The 21,087-nt window shown below is 39.8% G+C and carries 19 protein-coding genes; 10 read left to right on the top strand and 9 right to left on the bottom strand.

Annotation, left to right across the window (positions count from 1 at the left end):
- Positions 1-50 precede the first annotated feature (50 nt).
- The 5 genes from ACN6OV_RS01690 (at position 51) to ACN6OV_RS01670 (ending at position 4,295) form a co-directional block, all read left to right on the top strand.
- The gene (locus ACN6OV_RS01690; protein WP_427949107.1) at positions 51-1,172 is read left to right on the top strand and encodes a phosphotransferase family protein; all 1,122 of its coding nucleotides are present in this window, start codon (positions 51-53) and stop codon (positions 1,170-1,172) included.
- Positions 1,169-1,867: a histidine phosphatase family protein gene (locus tag ACN6OV_RS01685; protein WP_427949105.1), complete on the top strand. Its 699-nt coding sequence runs from the start codon at positions 1,169-1,171 to the stop codon at positions 1,865-1,867. Before ACN6OV_RS01690 ends, ACN6OV_RS01685 begins: the two co-directional genes overlap by 4 nt.
- A 34-nt stretch (positions 1,868-1,901) precedes the next feature.
- A complete protein-coding gene (locus ACN6OV_RS01680; protein ID WP_427949103.1) occupies positions 1,902-2,645 on the top strand; it encodes an SDR family oxidoreductase in 744 nt (247 codons plus the stop codon).
- 283 nt (positions 2,646-2,928) lie between these two features.
- The gene (locus tag ACN6OV_RS01675) at positions 2,929-3,639 is read left to right on the top strand and encodes an SGNH/GDSL hydrolase family protein (RefSeq protein ID WP_427949101.1); all 711 of its coding nucleotides are present in this window, start codon (positions 2,929-2,931) and stop codon (positions 3,637-3,639) included.
- 26 nt (positions 3,640-3,665) lie between these two features.
- On the top strand, positions 3,666-4,295 hold the full coding sequence (locus tag ACN6OV_RS01670) for a uracil-DNA glycosylase family protein (RefSeq protein ID WP_427949099.1): 630 nt from the start codon (positions 3,666-3,668) through the stop codon (positions 4,293-4,295).
- 104 nt (positions 4,296-4,399) lie between these two features.
- Here the strand turns inward: ACN6OV_RS01670 and ACN6OV_RS01665 are convergent, their stop codons facing one another.
- Positions 4,400-4,837, bottom strand: a complete 438-nt coding sequence (locus ACN6OV_RS01665; protein ID WP_427949097.1) for a hypothetical protein — start codon at positions 4,835-4,837, stop codon at positions 4,400-4,402.
- A gap of 254 nt (positions 4,838-5,091) precedes the next feature.
- Positions 5,092-6,645, bottom strand: coding sequence for a phospholipase D family protein (locus ACN6OV_RS01660; RefSeq protein ID WP_427949096.1), 1,554 nt, complete (start codon positions 6,643-6,645; stop codon positions 5,092-5,094).
- Positions 6,646-6,771: 126 nt separating this feature from the next.
- Between ACN6OV_RS01660 and ACN6OV_RS01655 the strand changes: the two genes are divergently transcribed.
- The 3 genes from ACN6OV_RS01655 to ACN6OV_RS01645 all read left to right on the top strand — a co-directional run bounded on the left by ACN6OV_RS01655 (position 6,772) and on the right by ACN6OV_RS01645 (position 10,439).
- Positions 6,772-7,887 carry an S-(hydroxymethyl)glutathione dehydrogenase/class III alcohol dehydrogenase gene (locus ACN6OV_RS01655; RefSeq protein ID WP_427949094.1) on the top strand — a complete coding sequence of 372 codons (1,116 nt, stop codon included), beginning with the start codon at positions 6,772-6,774 and terminating at the stop codon, positions 7,885-7,887.
- A gap of 324 nt (positions 7,888-8,211) precedes the next feature.
- Complete coding sequence (locus ACN6OV_RS01650) at positions 8,212-9,234, top strand: ferredoxin reductase (RefSeq protein WP_427949092.1); 1,023 nt, start codon at positions 8,212-8,214, stop codon at positions 9,232-9,234.
- A gap of 35 nt (positions 9,235-9,269) precedes the next feature.
- Positions 9,270-10,439 carry a fatty acid desaturase family protein gene (locus ACN6OV_RS01645; protein WP_427949090.1) on the top strand — a complete coding sequence of 390 codons (1,170 nt, stop codon included), beginning with the start codon at positions 9,270-9,272 and terminating at the stop codon, positions 10,437-10,439.
- A 249-nt stretch (positions 10,440-10,688) separates the two neighbouring features.
- Here ACN6OV_RS01645 and ACN6OV_RS01640 read toward each other — a convergent pair whose 3' ends face one another.
- Positions 10,689-10,976 carry a hypothetical protein gene (locus ACN6OV_RS01640; protein WP_427949088.1) on the bottom strand — a complete coding sequence of 96 codons (288 nt, stop codon included), beginning with the start codon at positions 10,974-10,976 and terminating at the stop codon, positions 10,689-10,691.
- A 705-nt stretch (positions 10,977-11,681) separates the two neighbouring features.
- Here ACN6OV_RS01640 and ACN6OV_RS01635 point away from each other — a divergent pair.
- Together ACN6OV_RS01635 and ACN6OV_RS01630 are read left to right on the top strand one after the other, a co-directional pair.
- A complete protein-coding gene (locus tag ACN6OV_RS01635) occupies positions 11,682-12,752 on the top strand; it encodes a 3-deoxy-7-phosphoheptulonate synthase (RefSeq protein WP_427949087.1) in 1,071 nt (356 codons plus the stop codon).
- A 291-nt stretch (positions 12,753-13,043) separates the two neighbouring features.
- Entirely contained in the window at positions 13,044-14,234 is a 1,191-nt protein-coding gene (locus ACN6OV_RS01630; protein WP_427949085.1) for a PilT/PilU family type 4a pilus ATPase, read from the top strand.
- Positions 14,235-14,320: 86 nt separating this feature from the next.
- On the opposite strand, the gene ACN6OV_RS01625 is transcribed toward ACN6OV_RS01630, so the two are convergent.
- The 6 genes from ACN6OV_RS01625 to ACN6OV_RS01600 all read right to left on the bottom strand — a co-directional run bounded on the left by ACN6OV_RS01625 (position 14,321) and on the right by ACN6OV_RS01600 (position 21,019).
- Positions 14,321-15,499, bottom strand: a complete 1,179-nt coding sequence (locus tag ACN6OV_RS01625; RefSeq protein ID WP_427949083.1) for an MFS transporter — start codon at positions 15,497-15,499, stop codon at positions 14,321-14,323.
- A gap of 278 nt (positions 15,500-15,777) precedes the next feature.
- Entirely contained in the window at positions 15,778-16,152 is a 375-nt protein-coding gene (gene gcvH / locus ACN6OV_RS01620) for a glycine cleavage system protein GcvH (protein WP_427949081.1), read from the bottom strand.
- A gap of 72 nt (positions 16,153-16,224) precedes the next feature.
- Positions 16,225-17,253 carry an AraC family transcriptional regulator ligand-binding domain-containing protein gene (locus ACN6OV_RS01615; protein ID WP_427949079.1) on the bottom strand — a complete coding sequence of 343 codons (1,029 nt, stop codon included), beginning with the start codon at positions 17,251-17,253 and terminating at the stop codon, positions 16,225-16,227.
- A gap of 148 nt (positions 17,254-17,401) precedes the next feature.
- Entirely contained in the window at positions 17,402-17,851 is a 450-nt protein-coding gene (locus ACN6OV_RS01610; RefSeq protein WP_427949077.1) for a MaoC family dehydratase, read from the bottom strand.
- 1 nt (position 17,852) lies between these two features.
- Positions 17,853-19,703, bottom strand: a complete 1,851-nt coding sequence (locus ACN6OV_RS01605; RefSeq protein ID WP_427949074.1) for an ABC transporter ATP-binding protein — start codon at positions 19,701-19,703, stop codon at positions 17,853-17,855.
- A 110-nt stretch (positions 19,704-19,813) separates the two neighbouring features.
- Positions 19,814-21,019 (bottom strand): GGDEF domain-containing protein, encoded by a 1,206-nt coding sequence (locus ACN6OV_RS01600; RefSeq protein ID WP_427949072.1) that lies wholly within the window; start codon positions 21,017-21,019, stop codon positions 19,814-19,816.
- Positions 21,020-21,087 lie beyond the last annotated feature (68 nt).

The following is a 21,087-nucleotide window of genomic DNA, read 5'->3' as shown; positions in this document are numbered from 1 at the left end:
CGCGCTTCAGTTAAATAAACGTAAAAGTTTTGGGTATTAGGAATAACAGCATGTCAGTGATTGATGTAGGTGGTTCAGTTCGCGAAGGCGAAGAGTTAGATGTGGTCGCAGTCGGAAACTGGTTGATTGAAAATGGGGTAGATATTTCTGGACCTGTAGAAGTCACACAGTATTCGGGCGGAGCATCAAACTGGACCTATCGTTTAAAGTATGACAATGCTGATTTAATCCTACGCCGCCCACCCAAAGGCACCAAAGCCAAATCTGCACATGACATGGCGCGCGAATATAATGTTCAAAAAGCCTTATCAGAGTTTTATCCTGTTTTACCTGAAATGGTTGCTCTTTGTCAGGATGAGTCGGTCATTGGTTGTGACTTTTATGTGATGAAACGCGTAGAAGGCATTATTCCCCGTGCTAATTTACCTAAAGAGCTGAATTTCAATGAAATTCAAGTGCATGAATTGTGCATTAACGTGATTGATAAACTGATTGATCTGCATCAAGTTCCGTATGAAGGTACGAGCCTTGAGAAAATTGGCAAAGGTGAAGGTTATTGCCGCCGCCAAGTTGAAGGTTGGGATGCGCGCTATGAAAAAGCCAAAACTATTAATGTGCCTTCATTTAAATACGTGCGTCATTGGCTGCAAGATAACATTCCTGAAGACAGTAAAACCTGTGTAATTCATAACGATTGGCGTTTTGATAATGTCATTTTAAACCCTGAAAACCCAACTGAAGTGATTGGTGTATTGGATTGGGAAATGGCGACTTTGGGTGATCCTTTAATGGATTTGGGTTCAGCTTTGGCTTATTGGGTCGAAGACTCAGACAGTGCTATTTTTAAAGCGACTCGTCGTCAGCCGACCAATTTAAAAGGTATGTTCACACGTAAACAAGTGGTTGATTATTATTTAGAAAAAATGGGAATTCACACCGACAACTGGGCATTTTATGAAGTGTTTGGTATTTTCCGTTTAGCCGTGATTGCACAGCAGATTTATTACCGTTTCTACCACAAACAAACCAATAATCCTGCCTTTAAAGATTTTTGGATTGTGATTCATGCCTTACATATTCGTGCTTTAAAACTGATTGGACTACAAAAAATAGAAGCCAATGAAGTTGCTCAAAAATACATTGAGAAAATGAAGGAAATTTTAGGAAAATGACCACCATTTATCTGATTCGTCATGGACAAGCATCCTTTGGGGCAGAAAGCTACGACAAGCTTTCTCCAAATGGAGAGTTACAGGCGAAAGTTTTAGGGCAATATTTCGATGATATTCTCAAAGAAGCGCCTCATGTAGTGGCAGGTTCGATGCAGCGCCATCAGCAAACCGCCAATATTGCTTTAACTGAATGTTTCCCTGAAGCTGAAATCGTCACTGACAGCAGTTGGAATGAATTTAATCATCAGCAAGTGTTTGCACAATATGAGCCGCGTTTTAATGAACCACATTTGCTCAAACAAGATGTGGCAAAAGAGGAAAACCCGCGTGCATATTTAGCCAAAATTTTTGAAGGTGCAATCGGTCGCTGGACAGGTGGTGATTATCACCATGAATATGAAGAGTCTTGGCCCACCTTTAAAAACCGCGTTGAAACCGCTTTGCAAAAACTCTGTAATGATTTGGCAAAAACCAAACCACGTTATGCAGTGGTCTTTACTTCGGGCGGCGTGATTTCAGTCGCAGCAGGTAAAATTTTGGGATTAAGTCCTGAAAAAACTTTTGCCTTAAACTGGGCGATTGCCAACACCAGTATTACCACGCTGCGTTTAGTCGCAAATGAGCCGCAATTATTAAGCTTAAATGAGCACCATTTCATTAAAGCGGAAAATCCCAACTTACTCACATGGATTTAATGTGACAGTACAGCATGCAGATAGGAAATAGATCATGGCAAAAACAATATTAATTACCGGTGCAAGTTCAGGGATCGGCGCTGGCATGGCACGTGAATTTGCGCAAAAAGGCTATAACTTAGCGATTTGTGCACGCCGTTTGGAACGCTTAGAAAGTTTAAAACAAGAGTTAGAAAGCCAATATGGCATTCAAGTAATTGCCAAAACACTGGATGTCACCAATTACGATCAAGTGTTTGAAGTATTCCGTGCTTTTAAAGAAGATTTTGGCTCGATCGATCGTGTGATTGTGAATGCAGGCGTTGGTAATGGTCGTCGTATTGGTAAAGGTAACTTTGAAATTAACCGCGCAACGGTGGAAACGAATTTCATTTCAGCTTTAGCACAGTGTGAAGCTGCAGTTGAAATTTTCCGAGCACAAAATGCTGGTCATTTGGTGGTGATCTCTTCGATGAGTGCGATCCGCGGTATGCCGAAGCATTTAACCGCTTATGGTGCAAGTAAAGCAGCAGTTGCAGCACTGGCTGAAGGGATTCGAGCAGAATTGATTGATACGCCAATCAAAGTCACCACAATTTTCCCGGGTTATATTCGTACTGAAATTAACGAAGGTGCCAAAAAATTACCATTTGAAGTAGATGAAAAAACTGGTTCACACCTCTTGGCTGCTGAAATTGAAAAAGCACCAATTAAAGCTTATGTACCCAAATGGCCATGGTTACCTTTAGGTCTCGCGATGAAAGTATTGCCACTTAAAATTGTCAATAAATTAGGTTAAGGTCTTTGATCATTTAGTTTATTAAAAAGCTCCCAATCGGGGCTTTTAAATTTTTTGATCCTGTTTTAAGTGAAATTTGAATACTAAAAATTTTGAATATTGAAAATACGAATAAGATTCAGTCGATCATTCAAATGCAGTGAGCTATATAACTAAATTATAAAAATATCAGCACGTAAAAATACCTGTAAAATTCCATTCTTTAAGGTTTTTGGTGTACTGAAGAGTTAAGTAATCAGCTATATTTCTTTAAAACTCATCTAAAAATTTAAGATTTCTAATTATGTTGTTAAAAGCGGTCACGATCATATTAATTCCGGCTTTAATCGTTCAAGGCTATCGCATCAAAAAGAATACGCCACGCTTGCTAGAACCGAAAGGGCAGCGTGAAGGGCACACGGGTATGGGTAAACCACTCTCAATTTTAATTCTGGGTGATTCCGCAGCGGCAGGTGTCGGTGTAGAAACCCAGCAGGATGCCTTACTCGGTGCAGTTATTGACGAATTGAAAATGGATTATGCAATTGATTGGAAACTGCATGCCAAAACTGGTGATGGAACGAGTCAAATAATTCAGAACGTTCACACATTAGGAAATCATCATTATGATGTCGTGCTGACATCAGTGGGTGTGAATGATGTCACCAAACTAATGTCTGCAAAGCAATGGATAAAGCAGCAGCAGGATTTATATCACTTGATTCAACAGAAATTTAGTCCTACATTGGTGATAGCAGCAGGTGTTCCGCCTATGCATCTGTTCCCAGCGCTGCCGAATCCTTTAAGCTGGCTTTTTGGACAATATGCCAAACAAATGAATGTGAAATTGGCTCAATTGGTACATACCCGCAGCAATATGCAGTGGATCGAATATGATTTGCAAAAATATCAAGCGTTAAATTTAGACATGGCTGCTGATGGTTTTCATCCAAGTAAAGAAATTTATCAGATTTGGGGTAAAACAGCTGCAAATCTGATCCGTCAGCAATTTTGATCACTCAAAAAAGTACAATTTTAAGAATGAAAAAACTTGAATTAGAACCTACTCAAAACGCAGTCGATCATCTTGGTGAGATTGAAACGCATCCCTTTCAGCCATTTTTGCCTCAGAATGGTAAATTACTGATCATGGGCAGTTTTCCGCCACCAAAAGCACGCTGGAAAATGGAATTTTATTATCCCAATTATCAAAATGACATGTGGAAAATTTTTGGAATTTGTTTTTTTCAGGATAAAAACTATTTTCTCAATGTGGACAGTAAAACGTTCAAAGAACAGTTGATTCGAGATTTTTTGAATGAAAAAGGTATTGGTTTTTTTGATACTGCTTATCAAGTAATTCGGCTGAAAGGCAATGCATCAGATAAATTTTTACAGATTCATCAACGAACGAATATCGCCAAACTGTTAGCGCAAATGCCAGATTGTCGCAGTATTATGACCACTGGCGATAAAGCGACGGATACCTTAATGCTGTCGATGCCTGAAGATGCAGAAAAACCTAAAATTGGACATTCTGCACATGCAACCTTTGCCGACCGAGATTTAACCTTATATCGAATGCCATCTTCATCACGCGCTTACCCTTTGGCGCTAGAGAAAAAAGCCGAAGCTTATGCACAATTATTTAAAGAAATAGGCTTACTTTAAGAGAGTATTGGTCATATTTAAAATGATTGAGGTAGAATCGAATAAATTTTAGATATTTATACCTTAACAATGAAACTAAGAGGAAAACACAGCAGCACTAAGCCTTAGCCATCATATTCGACATAGTCCCATAGGTTTAAACGAGCTTTGATTTCCTTACGGATATTTGGCATCAAAGGCAGTAAAGTTCCATCAATCCACAAACTCAGCGCTTGAGACGACAGCTTTTGCTGATCCGCATCAATCAGTTGAGCACCTTTAACCATGACGAAGGTTTCAGTCGTAGCAGCTGTTTCAATGCCTTTAAACAAGACTTGGAGTTCATGTCCTGTGTCTTGAATCAGCCACTCCAGTTCAATCTGAATATTTTGATTCGATTTAAGAACAGCTTGACCTTCAATCAGCTCATGATCACTTAAACAATCATGTTCAACACGGACTTTGGATAGGATCCATTCCTGAGCGTCTAAGTCTTCTAAAGTCTTAAATGGGGTTAAAATATCACTTAAATTGAACTGGCGGCTTAAATCAAAAAATTGCATTAGGGGAGATCACGAAGCATAAATAAAGGAGATGTGTTGCGCTGATAATTTTAAAGCAATGGAAAAGTGCTGTAAAACCTTTACATGTATTGATCTTTTTTATGTCTAAATAATAGGCGAATGATAACTAAAATGGATGGAATCTAATTTAAATTCCAAATTGAACCCAATTCAAAACATAATTAAAGCTGCTAATCAGCTTTAATTATGTTTAATGAATCGTACTAAGAATAGAAAATGTAATTGCAAATGAATTACATCATCCATTCAACTGGTAAGTAAGACACGGTATGCATAGCAAAACGCTGGAATTTGGTTGTGTTCGGATCAACTTTTAATTCATGGATAGAGCCATCAGGTTGATGGTCGAGCCAGATGATTTGATCATTTTGATCGAGCTTTAATTCATACGCGACGTGTGGCAAATACTGATCTAATGTTTTAGAAATTTGATTTTGCAGCTGTTCTGATTTGACCACCAATCCAACTTCTGTATTTAAATTTGCCGATCGAGGATCAAAATTAAATGAACCAATAAAGACCATACCGTCTATATCAAAAAATTTAGCATGCAGACTGGACGCATTTTTACCTTTTGCTGGAATGACACTACCGGTTGCTATTTCATACCAAGTTCTTTTTTTACGCTCGATATAGGGCTTAAACTCATAAAGCTGAACGCCATTTTTCAGTAAATCATGACGATATTTTTGATAAAACGCATGCACCAACGCCACATCATTGGCCGCTAAAGAGTTGGTGAGTACACGGACTTTGATATTATTTTTGGTTAATCGAGTTAAATAGTCTGTGCCGCGCTGTGTCGGGACAAAATAGGCCGATACCAGTTCCAAATGCTGTTTCGGCACGCCCATAAAGTGAACCATTTGCCGATAAATCAACTGTTCCTTGCTGGCATTACTGCGGATCTTATTCGGACTGTCGGCAACAAAGTGTGCGGGTGCCCAGTTAAATTTACGCTGTTTTAGATTTTCATTTAATTGCTGCTGTGCATATTCAATTTTATTTTCGACATTATTTTTTTGAATGGCATCTTGTTCATAGTGTTGATTTAACTGCACCAAACTTTCTTTAGAACCGTTGCCCAATAATTGCCGCACATCATAACTTAAATCATCATTCCAGAAGTCCAGAAATACCTCATTGGCATGGTTTACCGCATTACCATAAAAAAGAATATCTAAATCAGTAAATTGGAAACTTTCACTGGCATCAAAATATTCACGGCTGATATTGCGCCCACCAGTCACTGCAATCGTACCATCGGCAATAATCAGTTTATTGTGCATGCGATGATTAATATTTTTCATGCGAAACGCATAATCGATAACTCTTAATTTTCGAAATTTATAAGGATTAAATAACTTAATTTCGAAGTTAGGATGCACAGCAAGGGTTTTCAGCGCATCATCAAGCTGTATACCATTTTGGTCATCAATTAAAAGCCGCACTTTTACGCCACGGTCTGCTGCTTTGAGCAGCTCATGCAGCATCATATGGCCAATATAATCATCTTTCCAAATATAATATTGCAGGTCGATATTGTGCTGTGCTGAACGGATTAAATGCACACGCGATGCAATACTGATAAATGCATCATCTAGCGCCAGATAACCTGTTAGTCCTTTGGTCAACTGAACATCAACATTGCTGTCATTTAACCAATGCTTCGAATGCGGTTGAATGGGTAATTCAGGCTTTGATGTATTCATTGGTAAACTGCACCCCGTAAGCATCAGAAACATTAAAGAAAATGAAACTGTTGGTATCGACGAATGTATCTGCATATTTATTATGGCGGAAGCAAAAAAGTTATAAGCTCATATTATCATCATGTTAAAGGTTGAATCATGCAATAAAAAGCGGTTACTGTAGATCATCTGTTAAACTTGCCAACAAAGGATGTTTACTCAATGAAATCTCGTGCAGCTGTCGCATTTGGGCCAGGCCAACCTTTAGAAATTGTCGAAATTGATGTGGCGCCGCCAAAAGCCGGAGAAGTACTGGTTAAAATCAGTCATACTGGTGTATGTCATACCGATGCATTTACGTTGTCTGGTGATGATCCAGAAGGTGTATTTCCAGCCGTGTTGGGCCATGAAGGCGCAGGCGTTGTGGTTGAAGTCGGTGAAGGTGTAACCAGCGTTCAGCCGGGTGATCACGTGATTCCTTTATATACGGCGGAATGCGGTGAATGCCTATTCTGTAAATCTGGAAAAACCAACTTGTGTGTTGCAGTACGTGCAACTCAAGGTAAAGGCTTGATGCCTGATGGCACCACGCGTTTTTCTTATAATGGTCAGCCAATTTATCACTACATGGGCTGTTCAACCTTCTCTGAATATACCGTTGTTGCTGAAGTTTCTTTGGCAAAAATTAACCCTGAAGCCAATCATGAACATGTGTGCTTACTAGGCTGTGGCGTAACAACCGGTCTAGGTGCTGTGAAAAATACCGCTAAAGTTCAGGAAGGCGATACAGTTGCGGTCTTTGGTTTAGGCGGTATTGGTTTGGCTGTTGTACAAGGCGCGAAAAAAGCCAAAGCCAGCCGTATTATTGCAGTCGATACCAACCCAGACAAATTCAAGCTTGCTGAAGAATTTGGTGCAACCGACTTTGTGAATCCAAAAGAGCATGATCGTCCTGTGCAGGAAGTGATTGTAGAAATGACCGGTTGGGGCGTAGACCATTCATTTGAATGTATTGGCAATACCAATGTCATGCGTTCGGCTTTGGAATGCGCGCACCGCGGCTGGGGCCAATCAGTAATTATTGGCGTCGCAGGTGCAGGTCAGGAGATCTCTACTCGCCCATTCCAATTGGTGACAGGCCGTACGTGGAAAGGCACTGCATTTGGTGGTGTAAAAGGTCGTTCGCAATTGCCGGGTATGGTGGAAGAAGCGATGACAGGTGAAATTCAACTGGAACCATTTGTGACGCATACCATGGGCTTAGACAAAATTAACGAAGCTTTCGATTTAATGCATGAAGGCAAATCTATTCGTTCTGTGGTGCATTTTGAAGATTAATTATTTTTAATCTCAGAGTTGATAAAAAAACCAAGCTTCAGCTTGGTTTTTTTATGCCTTCAACGTTGAACGATCTAGGGCGTGTCATGCAGATAAACAACTGCAGTTTTTTTAAATCATTTGAGCTTTTCCTGCTGCCTAAGATGAATTGGAACTCATGATTGGCAAAATATGCCAGCTTGTCTGACAAGAAATGCAAATAAACCGTAAATGATAGATTCTGTCCCGTATTGACATAGAACATAAAATAACCATGCCATATCTTGGCACCACAATAATGAACACTTGTATATTATTTTAAAAGCCAGTCAAAACGAGGGTCATATGCATATACGCGCAGAATATAAGCCGGAGTGGATTCGTGAAGATTTTGTTGATTTTATTGCAGAGAAATTCAACTCAATTTGGGCATGGAAAAAAATTAAAGCTGAAATCATCAATGTCAAACCATTAAGCGCCGACTTTATTCAGCTGCAATTGCGCCCAAATCAAAACTTTCAATTGTACACTTATCAGGCAGGACAGAGCATATTGGTGACTGTGGTGATTTGCGGTGTACGCCAGCAGCGAAGTTATTCGATTGCTCAGGCTTCACCGCAAGGTTTATTGAGCATTGCCGTGAAAAAGCAAGGCCTTGTTTCCAATGCATTAACAGCGTTACCTGTAAATTCAATTGTCGAAATTTCGCAGCCTCAGGGCGATTTTGTTTTACAGCCTTCTGCACGTGCGAGTTTGCTGATTGCCTCAGGCAGCGGCATTAGCGCAATTTATGCATTATTGAACAGCCATTTGCTCAATCATTCCAAACCGGTCGATTTGCTTTATTTTAGCCGTGACAATGCTTATGCCGCTGAACTGAAAGCCTTGGCGGAGCAATATCCGCAATTTAAATTGCATCTGATCAATACGGCGCAGCGGAAGCAGCACTTAACGCAAGAACTGCTCAGAAAATTGGTTGAAAATTTCCAGCAGCGCGAATGCTATGCCTGCGGCGCATCGGCCATGATGCAAAGCGCACAGAAGATCTATCAAGCGCTGGAATTAACTGAACAGCTGCATACTGAATATTTTCAATTGACCATTGATGAAACGCTTGCGGAGCAGCCGGTGAAATTTTTACTCGCGCAGCAGGAGTTCCAAGCCAAAAGCAATTTGCTGGAAAGCGCTGAGCAAGCAGGCTTAAGGCCAGCACATGGTTGCCGCATGGGCATTTGCAATACCTGCTCATGCACCAAAATCAATGGCTCGGTTAAAAATATGCTGACGGGCGAAATCAACAGCCAAAGCAATTCACAGATCAAGCTGTGCATTTCGCAAGCCATCAGTCCAGTCACCATTAATCTATAAACCATTTAAATAGATGCTAAAGGGGAGAAAAATAAATGAATAAGCCCGTCAATTTTAATGTGAACAGTAAATCTCAATATCTAAGCTCAGACCAAATTGAAGAGTTTGGCGCAAAAGTTGAAGTCATCCGCCGTGAAATTATGGACAGCTTGTGCGAAAAAGATGCGCAATATATTTATAAAATCCGCAACTTTGTCCGCTATAGTGAAATTGCTTCACGCGGCATGCTGATGTTCGCAGGTTGGCTGCCGCCAGTATGGTTGTTAGGCACAGGCCTGTTAGGCCTCTCTAAAATCGTGGAAAATATGGAATTGGGCCATAACGTCATGCACGGCCAGTTTGACTGGCTGAATGATCCGAGCCTGAATGGCGTCAATTATGACTGGGATACTATGGCGACAGGCCCTGACTGGAAATATACGCATAATTATATTCACCACACCTATACCAATATTGTCGGTATGGATCATGATGTGGGTTATGGTCTGATTCGGGTGAGTGATGCACAAAAATGGGAACCACGCTTTTTATTCAACCTTCCATTGGCGGCGCAGCTGATGCTGTTTTTTGAATGGTATGTGAGTGTACAAAACCTGCATATCGAAGATGTGATTGCCTATAAAACCAAAACTTGGGCGCAAGTATGGAAAGATGCAGAGCCAGTACGCAAAAAAATGCAGCGTCAAATTCTTAAAGATTATGTATTTTTTCCGCTCATTGCTGGGCCAAATATGATTCCAGTCTTTACCGGCAATGCCATAGCTAATGTGATCCGCAGCTTATGGGCGTCTGCCGTGATTTTTAATGGTCACTTTACTGAAGATGCTGAAAATTTTGAGATGGACAATATCGACAATGAAAGCCGTGCAGAATGGTATTTACGCCAAATCCGCGGTTCCAGCAATTTCAGCGGAACGCAGTGGTTGCATATTCTAAGCGGCAATTTAAGTCATCAAATTGAGCATCATTTATTCCCAGATATGCCGGCGAACCGCTATGCGGAAGCTGCACCAAGAATCCGCGCATTGTGCGCCGAATATGGCATTCACTACAATGAAGCCAGCTTCATGAAACAGTTTGGCAGTGTTTGGGTGCGTATTGCCAAGTATTCATTGCCAAATGACTGGAAAGCGGAAACCAAGCACTATGCGATGAAAGCCAAACAGCGTGTGCAATCGGTGCTGGCGAGCACATTTAACTTTTAAATGCCGGTTTGCAAAGCTTCCAGCTCGCAGACCGCATTTCAGATGGATAAATTGATCGGTAAGTTTTTGAATAAGAACGCCTCATCTTTAAAGCCTGCAGATTGGATACAGACCCCCGCCCAAGTGCGGGGTTCTGCTTTAAGTAATGATCAGGCTTTAAAAATAAAGCGCATAAGGCCAGTTTTGTTTTCTGGCCTTCACTGAGTAATGCGGTAGGAAAGTTTAAATCCCGCGGCAGTTGAGCATGGTTTAATTGAGCTTGCCACTGCGCGGGCAGGTGCCAGTGATTTTCAACCAAATCAAAATCTTCAAAACTTGCGCTGCCAGCGTCAATCCGCTCAAAAGCTTGATGCAGTGGAGCAACGCCAAATGCATCAGCAATGGTTTCACCATGAATCCGATGCAGGCTGAAATTTGCCGCTGCACTAAATTAAATGGCAGTTCGCAGAACATGGTCTTATTGGGAAATTCTAAACTCAGCTGGTGGATGTTGCAGGCAGAGATATATGTCGATGGAGGAGTGGTTAATTGCGTCATAAATGCGCCTCATATAAGATGCATGCGCAAAATAGCGATTAAATATTGGATTAATTTATAGAGAAAATCTAAGTATTTTAAATAGATGAAGAAAAGGCGCTATTTTACACATCAAAAATTAAACAGAAATGATTTTGATGATGAAACAGCGCTTACTCCATGGGCAGATACTCAAAAGAAAAAGGTAGAGAGGTATTTGGACTGGCTTCAGTTTAAATAAAGGTGAATATTTAATCAATATGTGAATAAATTGGTTTAAAGTGAGGTTCGAGATTTATACAATCATTCCAATTGTAAAAATAAAAAACAAAACTAAAAAAACTATTGTCAAAGTGAGAAATACAGCGTATTTTAATTTTCAGACATTTACTTTTTGATGATATCAAGATGTTAAAGCAACCATTGATCGCAAACGCTTATTATTATTTCTGGCAGTTTAGATAATTGCCTGAACGCGTTCGGGCAAGAAAAATGGTTGCCCACCAAGTTTATACCTGATCGGCAACCCTGATCAGGTTTTTTTATGCCTTGATTTTTATAATTTTTTAGGAGAATTTTCATGTATACATTACGCAATTCATATTTTAGCAATGGTTATTGGTTTTACTTTAGTCAGTTTATGTCTAAAGCCCTGAAGTCCCAAAGTCCCATAACGCTCAAATAAAAGTTCAGACTGCAAGAAAACAGTCCAGAGGAAATAAGCCAATGAATGCGCTAAATACTGCTTTACAACAAACACAATCTAAAAATCTTCACGCGAGTGAAACCACTTTAAGTTTGCCACATGAACTTAAACAGCAATTACCATTGTCAGCACATTTGGCTGCACAAATTGCAGTACACAGAACAACGATTCAAAATATTTTAGCGGGCACCGATTCACGTTTAATGGTGATTACAGGTCCTTGTTCGATTCATGATCCTCAATCTGCACTTGAATACGCTGAAAAAATTAAACAATTACAGGCGCAAGTGTCTGACCAAATTTTCCTTGTTATGCGTGCATATATTGAAAAACCGCGCACTACCGTTGGCTGGAAAGGTTTCATGTATGACCCAAATCTGGATGGGTCAGCAGATATGCAGCTAGGTTTAGAAAAATCGCGCGAATTATACTTACAAATTATTGAAATGGGTTTGCCGATTGCTTCAGAAATTTTAAGCCCAATGGCTACTGCTTACTTCGACGATTTACTGGCGTGGGGTGCGATTGGCGCACGAACCAGTGAATCCCAAATTCACCGTGAAATTTCTAGCCACATGCCATACTGCATTGGCTTCAAAAATGGCACGGACGGTTCGATTCAAATCGCATTAGATGCGATTCAATCAGCTTCAAATGCACATCAATTCATGGGCATGAGTCAAAGTGGTTTACCAAGTATTCTTTCATCGAAAGGTAATCCAAAGGCGCATTTAATTTTGCGTGGCTCAAATACTAGCCCGAACTATGATGTCGCTGAAATTGAAAAAATCAAAGCCAAGGTTAAAGGCGAACTGCCTGCGTTGGTCATTGACTGTAGTCATGGCAATAGCCATAAAGATCCAATGAAACAGCCTGAAGTGTTACGTACCATTGTCCAACAGCGTATGGAGACTCAAGTTCGTGGCGTGATGCTCGAAAGTCATTTAGTCGATGGTGCACAGAAAATTTCTGGCGATATGGCTTACGGTCAGTCGGTAACGGATGGTTGTTTGGGTTGGGAGAAAACTGAAGCTTTAATTCAGCAAATTACCGATGATTTACGCGCTGAAAATATTAAACGCAGTGCGTAAGCTCCAATACAAATAGTTTGATTTAAAAAGCCTCACCATATTGAAAATAATGGTTGAGGCTTTTTAGTTATCTCATCTTATTTTGATTTTACCCAATACTGTTTTGAATACGCAAAAGTATACTTAAAACATGAAATAGCGCACATTTAATTTTAATATTCTTCAATAATTCAGCACTTTAAGTTTGAGGCAACTGTGATTTTTATGCACAATAAACTCTAACCTTGTATATTGCAAAAACATAATTAAGCCATATACAACGGTTGAAATATTTTGAATTTGGGGAAAGTTATGTATACCGCTGATCTGCTCGAAGAAGCGCGCCGTTTTATGTTTCACATGTTGACCAAAGTGGTCGAATACGGTGGTTCGGATTTATTTATTACAGCAGATTTTCCACCAAGTATTAAACATCAGGGATTGATGAAGCCATTTGGGCAACAGACTTTAGATGCTGAAAAAACCAAACTCTTTGCTTATAGTTTGATGAATGAAAAACAACGCAAAGAGTTTGAAACTGAGCTGGAATGTAATTTCGCCATTAGTGTACCCAATGTTTCGCGTTTTCGAGTCAATGTGTTTCAGCAACAACTGCATGTGGGCATGGTTATTCGTACCATCACCGCAGAGATTCCAAATTTTGAAAAACTAAGATTACCTGAGTCATTGAAGCATGTGATCATGGAAAAGCGTGGGCTGGTCTTGGTGGTTGGTGGCACGGGTTCAGGTAAATCGACCTCTTTAGCAGCCATGATTGACTATCGTAATGAACATAGTGCAGGGCATATTATTACTGTAGAAGATCCTGTGGAATATGTGCACAAGCATAAAAAATCCATGATTACTCATCGTGAAGTCGGGGTGGATTGTCACTCTTGGCACAATGCTTTGAAAAATACCTTACGTCAGGCACCGGATGTGATTTTGATTGGTGAAATCCGTGATACCGAAACCATGGAACATGCCATCGCCTTTGCCGAAACAGGGCATTTATGTCTAGGCACACTGCATTCAAACAATGCCAACCAAACTTTAGACCGTATTATTAATTTCTTCCCAGAAGAGCGCCGCAACCAGTTGTTGATGGATTTATCGTCGAATATGAAGGCGATTATTTCACAGCGTTTGATTCGTACTGAAGATGGCAAAGGACGTCGTGCCGCAGTTGAGATTATGCTGAATACTCCTTTGATATCTGATCTGATTTTAAAAGGTGATTTCCATGAGTTAAAAGCAATCATGGCGAAGTCACGTGAATTAGGTATGCAAACGTTTGACCAAGCTTTATTTGATTTGTATAACGATGAGGCAATCTCTTATGAGGAGGCACTGCGTAATGCAGACTCAACCAATGAGCTGCGTTTACAGATTAAACTAAAAAGCCCAAGAGCAAATTCTAACGTTACCACAGCATCATCTCAGGGTTTGAGTATGGTTGAAGAGAAAAAAGCTGAAGCGGAAGTTGAAGAGATTACCGAATAATTTACAGTGAAAATTTCGTTCCCAAAAAAGGCTTACTGATGTAAGCCTTTTTTAATGATGAATACGCTAATCGGATTTCCCCAAAATTATGCCGTTTTTTGTTGAGCCACCACAAAATGATAATAAATCAAACTGATCAGGACTAAAACTGCACACAGTATATAAGCCGTACTATAGTCATAACCAGAAATAACCAGACCTAGGACCAGAGAACCGATAGCAATACCTAAATCGTAACAGGTGAAATAGGTTGAGGTGGCATGCCCAATACGATGTTTAGGTGAGCGCTGAATCGAAATGGTTTGTAAACAGGGTTGTACGGAACCAAATCCCATCCCAATGAATACGGCTGCAATCATAAAACCAGTGAGGGAATTGATCTGACTTAAGACCAATAAACCCGCTGCGAATAAGATGAGGGCTGGATAAACCACATAACTTGGCCCTTTACGATCATAAAGACGTCCTGTGATGGGGCGCAGACTCATCATTGAAACGGCAAAGACGGCAAAAAATAATCCTGCATAACTGAGTAAATTTTTCGCGTCTGCAAACGTAGAAATAAAAGACATGATGCTGGCATAACAAAATGAGATCATCATGGCCATCAGCGCAACGGGGACTGCCTTAAATTCAATAAAGTCCTGTACAGAGAGCTTTTTGGGCTGAAGTGGTGCTGGTTCTTTGGCTTTATTTTGTAAGGGGATCATCAGGCAAAATATAAAACCTAAAACCACACACGCCAGTAATAAAGCGGAGATATTGGCAAAACTGGTGTGCTGAATCAGGGTCAGGCCAATTAAAGGGCCGAGTACAATGCCTAAGTTTATGGATACAAGAAAATAACCCATACCTTCACCTTTACGTTTTTCAGGAATAAAGGCATTTACAATCGGCACGTTCACCGTGGTTAAAATACTGAACCAAATCCCGTGAAGAAAACGGATGATCATGAGCAAGGTGAGATTGTCTGCAAAGATATAGGTCAAACAAAATAGACAAAACATCGTTTCAGAAATATATAATGCTTTCTTCGTGCCTATTTTCTCAATAATGAGGGCGCTAAAGGGGCGGACTGCAATTGCCGACGCCATAAATAAAGTCATGGCCAGACCCGCTTGAGAAAGACTGCCACCAAGATCATTGACAATATAAATAGGCAGAATCGTGGTTTGTGCAAAATAAAAAATGAATAAAAATAAATTATTCGCCAAACAGAGAATAAATGATTTATTCCATAACGTTTCAGTATTGAGATTAGACATGTCACACCAAGTTGAGCAGAAGTAGGGCCTCCGTTTTATGTTTATGATTTTTCATTACCACTAAATTGGATATCAACCCAAAGTGACAACTCAACGTGGGGCACGAAGTGTGTACATTTTAGTTAAAAAACTAGAAAAGTAAACTAATGTGAGAATTGTTTTATATTTTTTAAATATTCAGTATTTTAATTTGGTTAAATTATCATTTTTCATTTTCTGGAAATAAAAAAATCAGCACACAGGCTGATTTTTCCTAAAGCCAATAAGCCTACATGAAATTATAGGCCTGCTTCGTATTGCTCACTACTTAAAAGTGCTTCTACATCGGCAATATTGTCAGGTTTGATTTTATAAATCCAACCTTTGCTATAAGGTGCATCATTTACAAAATCAGGATCATCTTCTAAGTCTGGGTTTACTTCTACCACAGTTCCTGAAACGGGCGCATGAATATCAGAAGCAGTTTTTACCGATTCAACCACACCTGCTTGTTCACCCGCAGTGATATGCTGTCCAACTTCTGGCGCTTCCACATAAACCAAATCGCCTAAAGCATCTTGTGCATGATCAGAAATACCCGTAACAACGAGCTCACCTTCAATGCGTACCCACTCATGCGTACTTGCATACTTCAAATCTGAAGGATGATTCATTGATAACTCCTTAAATCCATTAAATTCATTTTTGGCATGAGTTATACATGCTTTTTACTTAAAACAAAAGACTTATAAGTACGGATCTTTGCGCCAGTTACTTGGGCTGCGACCACTCCAGCGTTTAAACGCGCGACTAAAATTTGCAACGTCGCTATAACCCAACTCATCGGCAATTTGTTCTAAAGTAAAGTCTGTCCGAGACAATAACGAGGTGGCATGACGATAACGTACTTCATCTACTAAGGTTGAAAATGACGTTCCTTCAGCCGCAAGTTGACGTTTGAGTGTCCGATCTGACATGTGTAGGCGTTCTGCGACACTTTCAATACTCAAATAATGCTGTTCTGAATGGGTCAAAATATCGCGTACACGCATTGCAATCCGATGACGCTCACCAAGCGCTGATAGTTCAGCTTCACATTGATTGATGGCAATTTGACTGGCAATCGGGTCGGCATGTACTAATTTATTGGTTAAATACTGTTTATCGAAACTTAATAACAAATGTGGCTGATCGAATCGAAAGTGGTGACGTGGATATTTGGCAATAAAACGTTCAAAACCATCGGGCTGTGGAAAATCAAAGTCAATTTCACCGGCAGAATAATCTACACCAGTAATCGCTTTCCCCATACTGATCATGCCAAAAATCAGGGCAATCGAAATTTCAGTCCGTAACGGTTCTAAAGTCACATCAGTTTGCAATTGAATGGTGGCTTTATTGCCAAAAGTTGAAAAAAATAACTGTAAAAAGGGCATTCGCAGTTGAATAAAACGATTAGCCAAGACTAAGGCATCAGTGATGTCTTTGGCCGTCATAATAGCATAGCCAATAAAGCCATGAATCGAGATACGCATTTGATTGCCGAGATGAAAGCCAAGAGTTGGTTCACCGGTTAAACGTAATGCATGTTCAATCAGCTGGTTGGCAAGTGGTGTTGGAATACGAAAATCTGGCTCAGCGAGTTGTTCGCTATTTAGTCCAAATGGGCTAAATAAGGTTTCAGCAGTATAACCCCATCGTGAGACAACATCTAAAAGGAGTAGTCCATAGACTCCCGGAATACCCTGATCCTGACGGGGATGAATTGTTTTCATAGCGTTCCGTTGCAATGTGATTTTTCTTTTGTTCAAAAACGATATTGTCATGAAAATAAGTTTGATCCTACAAAAATTGTTGGACAAACTGAATGTGCGTTTATTTATAACGACCTACTTTGGAGATGTAAAGTAGATCGTATGTTGATTACTCAGGCTTAAAGTCCTGACTAAACACAATAATCTTGGTGGTCGACATAAAAAGGACATCGCCATGTTGATTGAGTGCTTGCGTCACATAACTGACAATGGCACGGTCATTTTTACTTTTTGATGGCGTAATGGCTGCAATTTCAACTTCAGCATGAAGTTTATCGCCCGGACGCGTGGGGCGTGGCCAACGCAGGCTGGATTCAGAACCAATTAAACCATAAGCCACCGGGAAGCATTCTGTCCAAAGGCGCATGGTGACCGCTGCGGTATGCCAACCACTTGCAGCCAAACCTTTAAACACTGGATGTTCTGGGGCCTTGTCTTCATCTGTATGAAATTCCTGAGGATCGTAAGCATGTGCGAACTGTTTAATTTCTTCAACAGTCATTTCATATTCGCGGCTGATAAAACGATCCCCAACTTTAAGGTCTTCCAAATACAGCATACTAATCCTCCTTTGATTGTTTTTTGTGTTGCTCGATTAAAAATCCACCTGTCTGACGTTGCCACAGGTGAGCATAGATTCCATTTAATGCGACAAGTTCATCATGTGTACCTTGTTCTGCGATACGGCCTTGATCTAGGACAATTAAACGGTCCATTTGAGCAATCGTAGACAGACGATGAGCAATGGCAATGACTGTTTTATCTTGCATTAAATCATCCAAACTTGATTGAATTGCCGCTTCAACCTCAGAATCTAACGCACTGGTTGCCTCATCCAAAATTAGAATCGGAGCATCTTTTAAAAATACTCGCGCAATGGCAATACGTTGACGTTGGCCACCTGAAAGTTTGACACCACGCTCACCGACAAATGCGTCATAACCACGTTGTCCTCGTAAATCAATCAGTTGAGGAATAAATTCATCCGCTTTGGCTTTACGTACGGCGCTATACATTTCTTCATCGGTTGCATCTGGGCGACCATATTTAATATTTTCTTCAACAGTACGGTGTAGTAGTGACGTATCTTGAGTCACCAAAGCGATACTTTTTCTTAAGCTGTCTTGGGTTATATCTTCTATATTTTGGCCATCAATCGAAATATGACCTTGGTTGATTTCATAAAAATGTAGAAGGAGTTGAATGAGTGTCGATTTACCCGCACCTGAACGGCCAACGATCCCAATTTTTTCACCGGGGCGGATGGTGAGATTAAAATGATCAATCACATTTTTATCGTTATAGGCAAAGCTCACATCTTCAAATTTGATTTCACCATGATTGACCACCAAATTCTGTGCATTTTCTTTATCTTGGATTTGAATTGGACGGCCCATGGTTTTCATGCCATCTTGAATGGTACCGACATTTTCAAATAACGCCGAAGTTTGCCACATCATAAACTCAGAAATACTGCTGAGTTTTAAGATCATCGCGGTTGCGGCAGCAATCACGCCGAGTTCTGCTTGTCCATTCATCCACAGCCAAATTGCAGTTCCGAGTACGCCACCATAGAGCACAATAATCAGAAAATTTGTGGCAATGTTGTATTTAGCCCCCAAACGCATTTGCTTATAGACCGTGACCATAAATTCTTTCATCGATGCTTTGGCATAACGACTTTCACGGCCTGCATGGGCAAAAAGTTTAACCGTTTGAATGTTGGTATACGCATCGGTGACACGACCTGTCATTACGGCACGAGCATTGGCTTGTTCATTGGAGATTTGGCTTAACTTTGGAATGAAATAACTCGAAGATACAATAAAAAGCACCAACCAAAGAATTAAAGGAATAACCAGAAGCGGTGAAATGGCCCCTAAAATAATCGTGATCGAAATAAGATAGATAAATACATAGGCAACCATATCACCGAGAATAATCCAAAATTCACGAACGGCCAGTGAAGTTTGCATGACTTTGGCAGAAAGGCGTCCTGCAAAATCATTATGGAAAAAATCTAGACTTTGTTTTAACAATAAATTATGAAATCTCCAGCGCAAACGCATCGGAAATGTACTGTATAGAATTTGATGTTTAATAATGGTTTGCAAACATGAAAATAAAATATTGGCAAATAAAATAAAGCTCAGAATTGTTAGGTTGGTTTGATGCTGCTGCAAAAAAGTATCAGGCTGTGACTGGCTAAGCCAATTAACCAGTTCACCAATTTTGGAATAGAGCAATGCTTCAAAGCTTGCTACTCCGGCAGTACATAAAACCAAGATTACTAGATATTGTTTTACACCCGTTGCAGCGTGCCAAACAAAAGGAAAAAATTTGGTTGGGAGTGGTTTATCTAGGTCTTTTTCTGGATAAGCGTCAACTAAACTTTCAAACCATTTAAACATGCAGATAACCTGAGAATTTTACTGTCATTAATCAATCTTTTTGAATCAATTGAGTGTAATGGATTCAGGCTATTTAAACCATGTTGTTTTTGTTGAGTAAAGCGAGAGGTTTAACGACATAAATTCATATAATTAAAGTGAACGACTCGGTTACGTCCTTGACGTTTTGCTTCATACAGGGCGATATCGGCATGTTTAATCAGTTGATCTAAGCTTGGATGCTCAGGCTCAATTTTTGAAACACCAATAGAAATAGAGAACGGTATGTGTTGCCCATGAATATATAAACTATATTGTTCCATTTTATGGCGTAAACGTTCAGCAATTTTCAAGGCATCTGTTTGTACAGTATAAGGAAGTAAGGCAATAAATTCTTCCCCACCAAATCGAGCCAATAGATCGTAAAAGCGCATTTCTTTCTGCGCGATTTCGGCAATACAACACAGTACTTGGTCGCCAACATCGTGCCCATACTTGTCATTAATTGCTTTAAAATTATCGACATCAAACATGAGTAAGCTGGTAGAAACTGAAATAGGCGTCTCATTAATTTTTTTATTTGCAGCTTGCACGAATTGTCGGCGATTACTCAGTTGGGTAAGTTCATCCGTATGTGCAAGCTGACGCAGCGTATGATAGTTCCAGTCGTCTAATAAGGCTCTTAAAAATGTTTTACGTGAGTTGAGTGTGTTGTTCCAACAAATATAAATACTAAAAAGGAGAATCGGCGTATAAACAAACAAGAAGATGATAAAGTCGTTCAATTCATTTAGACGCCATACTCCATATAAAATGGCACTAGTAATCATCGCTGAGCTGATTAATGAAGGCCGAAAATGTACCTGTATACCTAAGTTACCTAAAACAATAAAAATAACTGCGGCATATTGATAAGACGAAACCAGAGTACTGTTGGATTGTAATAAAATTTCAAACCATAAAATGACAGAAAGACATGTTGCCAAAGGTAAGATGAGGTCTAAAAATTGAATGCGTTTGATGTATTTAAATAAAATATAATTCAGCCCGAATGCTCCGATAATCGCCAAAATACGGATCATTCCAGATAAGATTTCGATATCAGGCAATATATAACGATCTGCCCAAAAATAAATCAAAAATGCGAGCTGGGCAAAATAATTGACTTGTTTTAAATAGTTTTTTTGATTTAAATACTGAAATTTATGATAAACATTTTTATATTGAGGTGGAATACGCGCAATTGGGTCTAATAATGCCGCTTCAATACGTTCACGATTGGCAATATCGCAGGCATTTGCTTTGAGCAGCGTGTGTTTAACAGAAGAGTGATTCATAGAATCAAACAATTTTTCCGTATGTATTTTGACTGATTTCTGAGAAGGTATATACGAGCCTTCCATGA

Source organism: Acinetobacter sp., from assembly GCF_050285345.1.
Classification (GTDB): Bacteria; Pseudomonadota; Gammaproteobacteria; order Pseudomonadales; family Moraxellaceae; genus Acinetobacter.
The sequence above is the reverse complement of the archived record's forward strand: the minus strand, read 5'-3'. Positions and strand labels throughout refer to the sequence as shown.

Coding starts and splice junctions, on each gene's coding strand:
- ACN6OV_RS01610 (WP_427949077.1), bottom strand. CDS start 17,851: ATGCTGTATTTGGAAGACCTTAAAGTTGGGGATCGTTTTATCAGCCGC.
- ACN6OV_RS01625 (WP_427949083.1), bottom strand. CDS start 15,499: ATGTCTAATCTCAATACTGAAACGTTATGGAATAAATCATTTATTCTC.
- ACN6OV_RS01670 (WP_427949099.1), top strand. CDS start 3,666: ATGAAAAAACTTGAATTAGAACCTACTCAAAACGCAGTCGATCATCTT.
- ACN6OV_RS01635 (WP_427949087.1), top strand. CDS start 11,682: ATGAATGCGCTAAATACTGCTTTACAACAAACACAATCTAAAAATCTT.
- ACN6OV_RS01690 (WP_427949107.1), top strand. CDS start 51: ATGTCAGTGATTGATGTAGGTGGTTCAGTTCGCGAAGGCGAAGAGTTA.
- ACN6OV_RS01640 (WP_427949088.1), bottom strand. CDS start 10,976: ATGACGCAATTAACCACTCCTCCATCGACATATATCTCTGCCTGCAAC.
- ACN6OV_RS01660 (WP_427949096.1), bottom strand. CDS start 6,645: ATGCAGATACATTCGTCGATACCAACAGTTTCATTTTCTTTAATGTTT.
- ACN6OV_RS01650 (WP_427949092.1), top strand. CDS start 8,212: ATGCATATACGCGCAGAATATAAGCCGGAGTGGATTCGTGAAGATTTT.
- ACN6OV_RS01685 (WP_427949105.1), top strand. CDS start 1,169: ATGACCACCATTTATCTGATTCGTCATGGACAAGCATCCTTTGGGGCA.
- ACN6OV_RS01605 (WP_427949074.1), bottom strand. CDS start 19,703: ATGTTTAAATGGTTTGAAAGTTTAGTTGACGCTTATCCAGAAAAAGAC.
- ACN6OV_RS01665 (WP_427949097.1), bottom strand. CDS start 4,837: ATGCAATTTTTTGATTTAAGCCGCCAGTTCAATTTAAGTGATATTTTA.
- ACN6OV_RS01655 (WP_427949094.1), top strand. CDS start 6,772: ATGAAATCTCGTGCAGCTGTCGCATTTGGGCCAGGCCAACCTTTAGAA.
- ACN6OV_RS01675 (WP_427949101.1), top strand. CDS start 2,929: ATGTTGTTAAAAGCGGTCACGATCATATTAATTCCGGCTTTAATCGTT.
- ACN6OV_RS01615 (WP_427949079.1), bottom strand. CDS start 17,253: ATGAAAACAATTCATCCCCGTCAGGATCAGGGTATTCCGGGAGTCTAT.
- ACN6OV_RS01680 (WP_427949103.1), top strand. CDS start 1,902: ATGGCAAAAACAATATTAATTACCGGTGCAAGTTCAGGGATCGGCGCT.
- ACN6OV_RS01600 (WP_427949072.1), bottom strand. CDS start 21,019: ATGAATCACTCTTCTGTTAAACACACGCTGCTCAAAGCAAATGCCTGC.
- ACN6OV_RS01630 (WP_427949085.1), top strand. CDS start 13,044: ATGTATACCGCTGATCTGCTCGAAGAAGCGCGCCGTTTTATGTTTCAC.
- gcvH (WP_427949081.1), bottom strand. CDS start 16,152: ATGAATCATCCTTCAGATTTGAAGTATGCAAGTACGCATGAGTGGGTA.
- ACN6OV_RS01645 (WP_427949090.1), top strand. CDS start 9,270: ATGAATAAGCCCGTCAATTTTAATGTGAACAGTAAATCTCAATATCTA.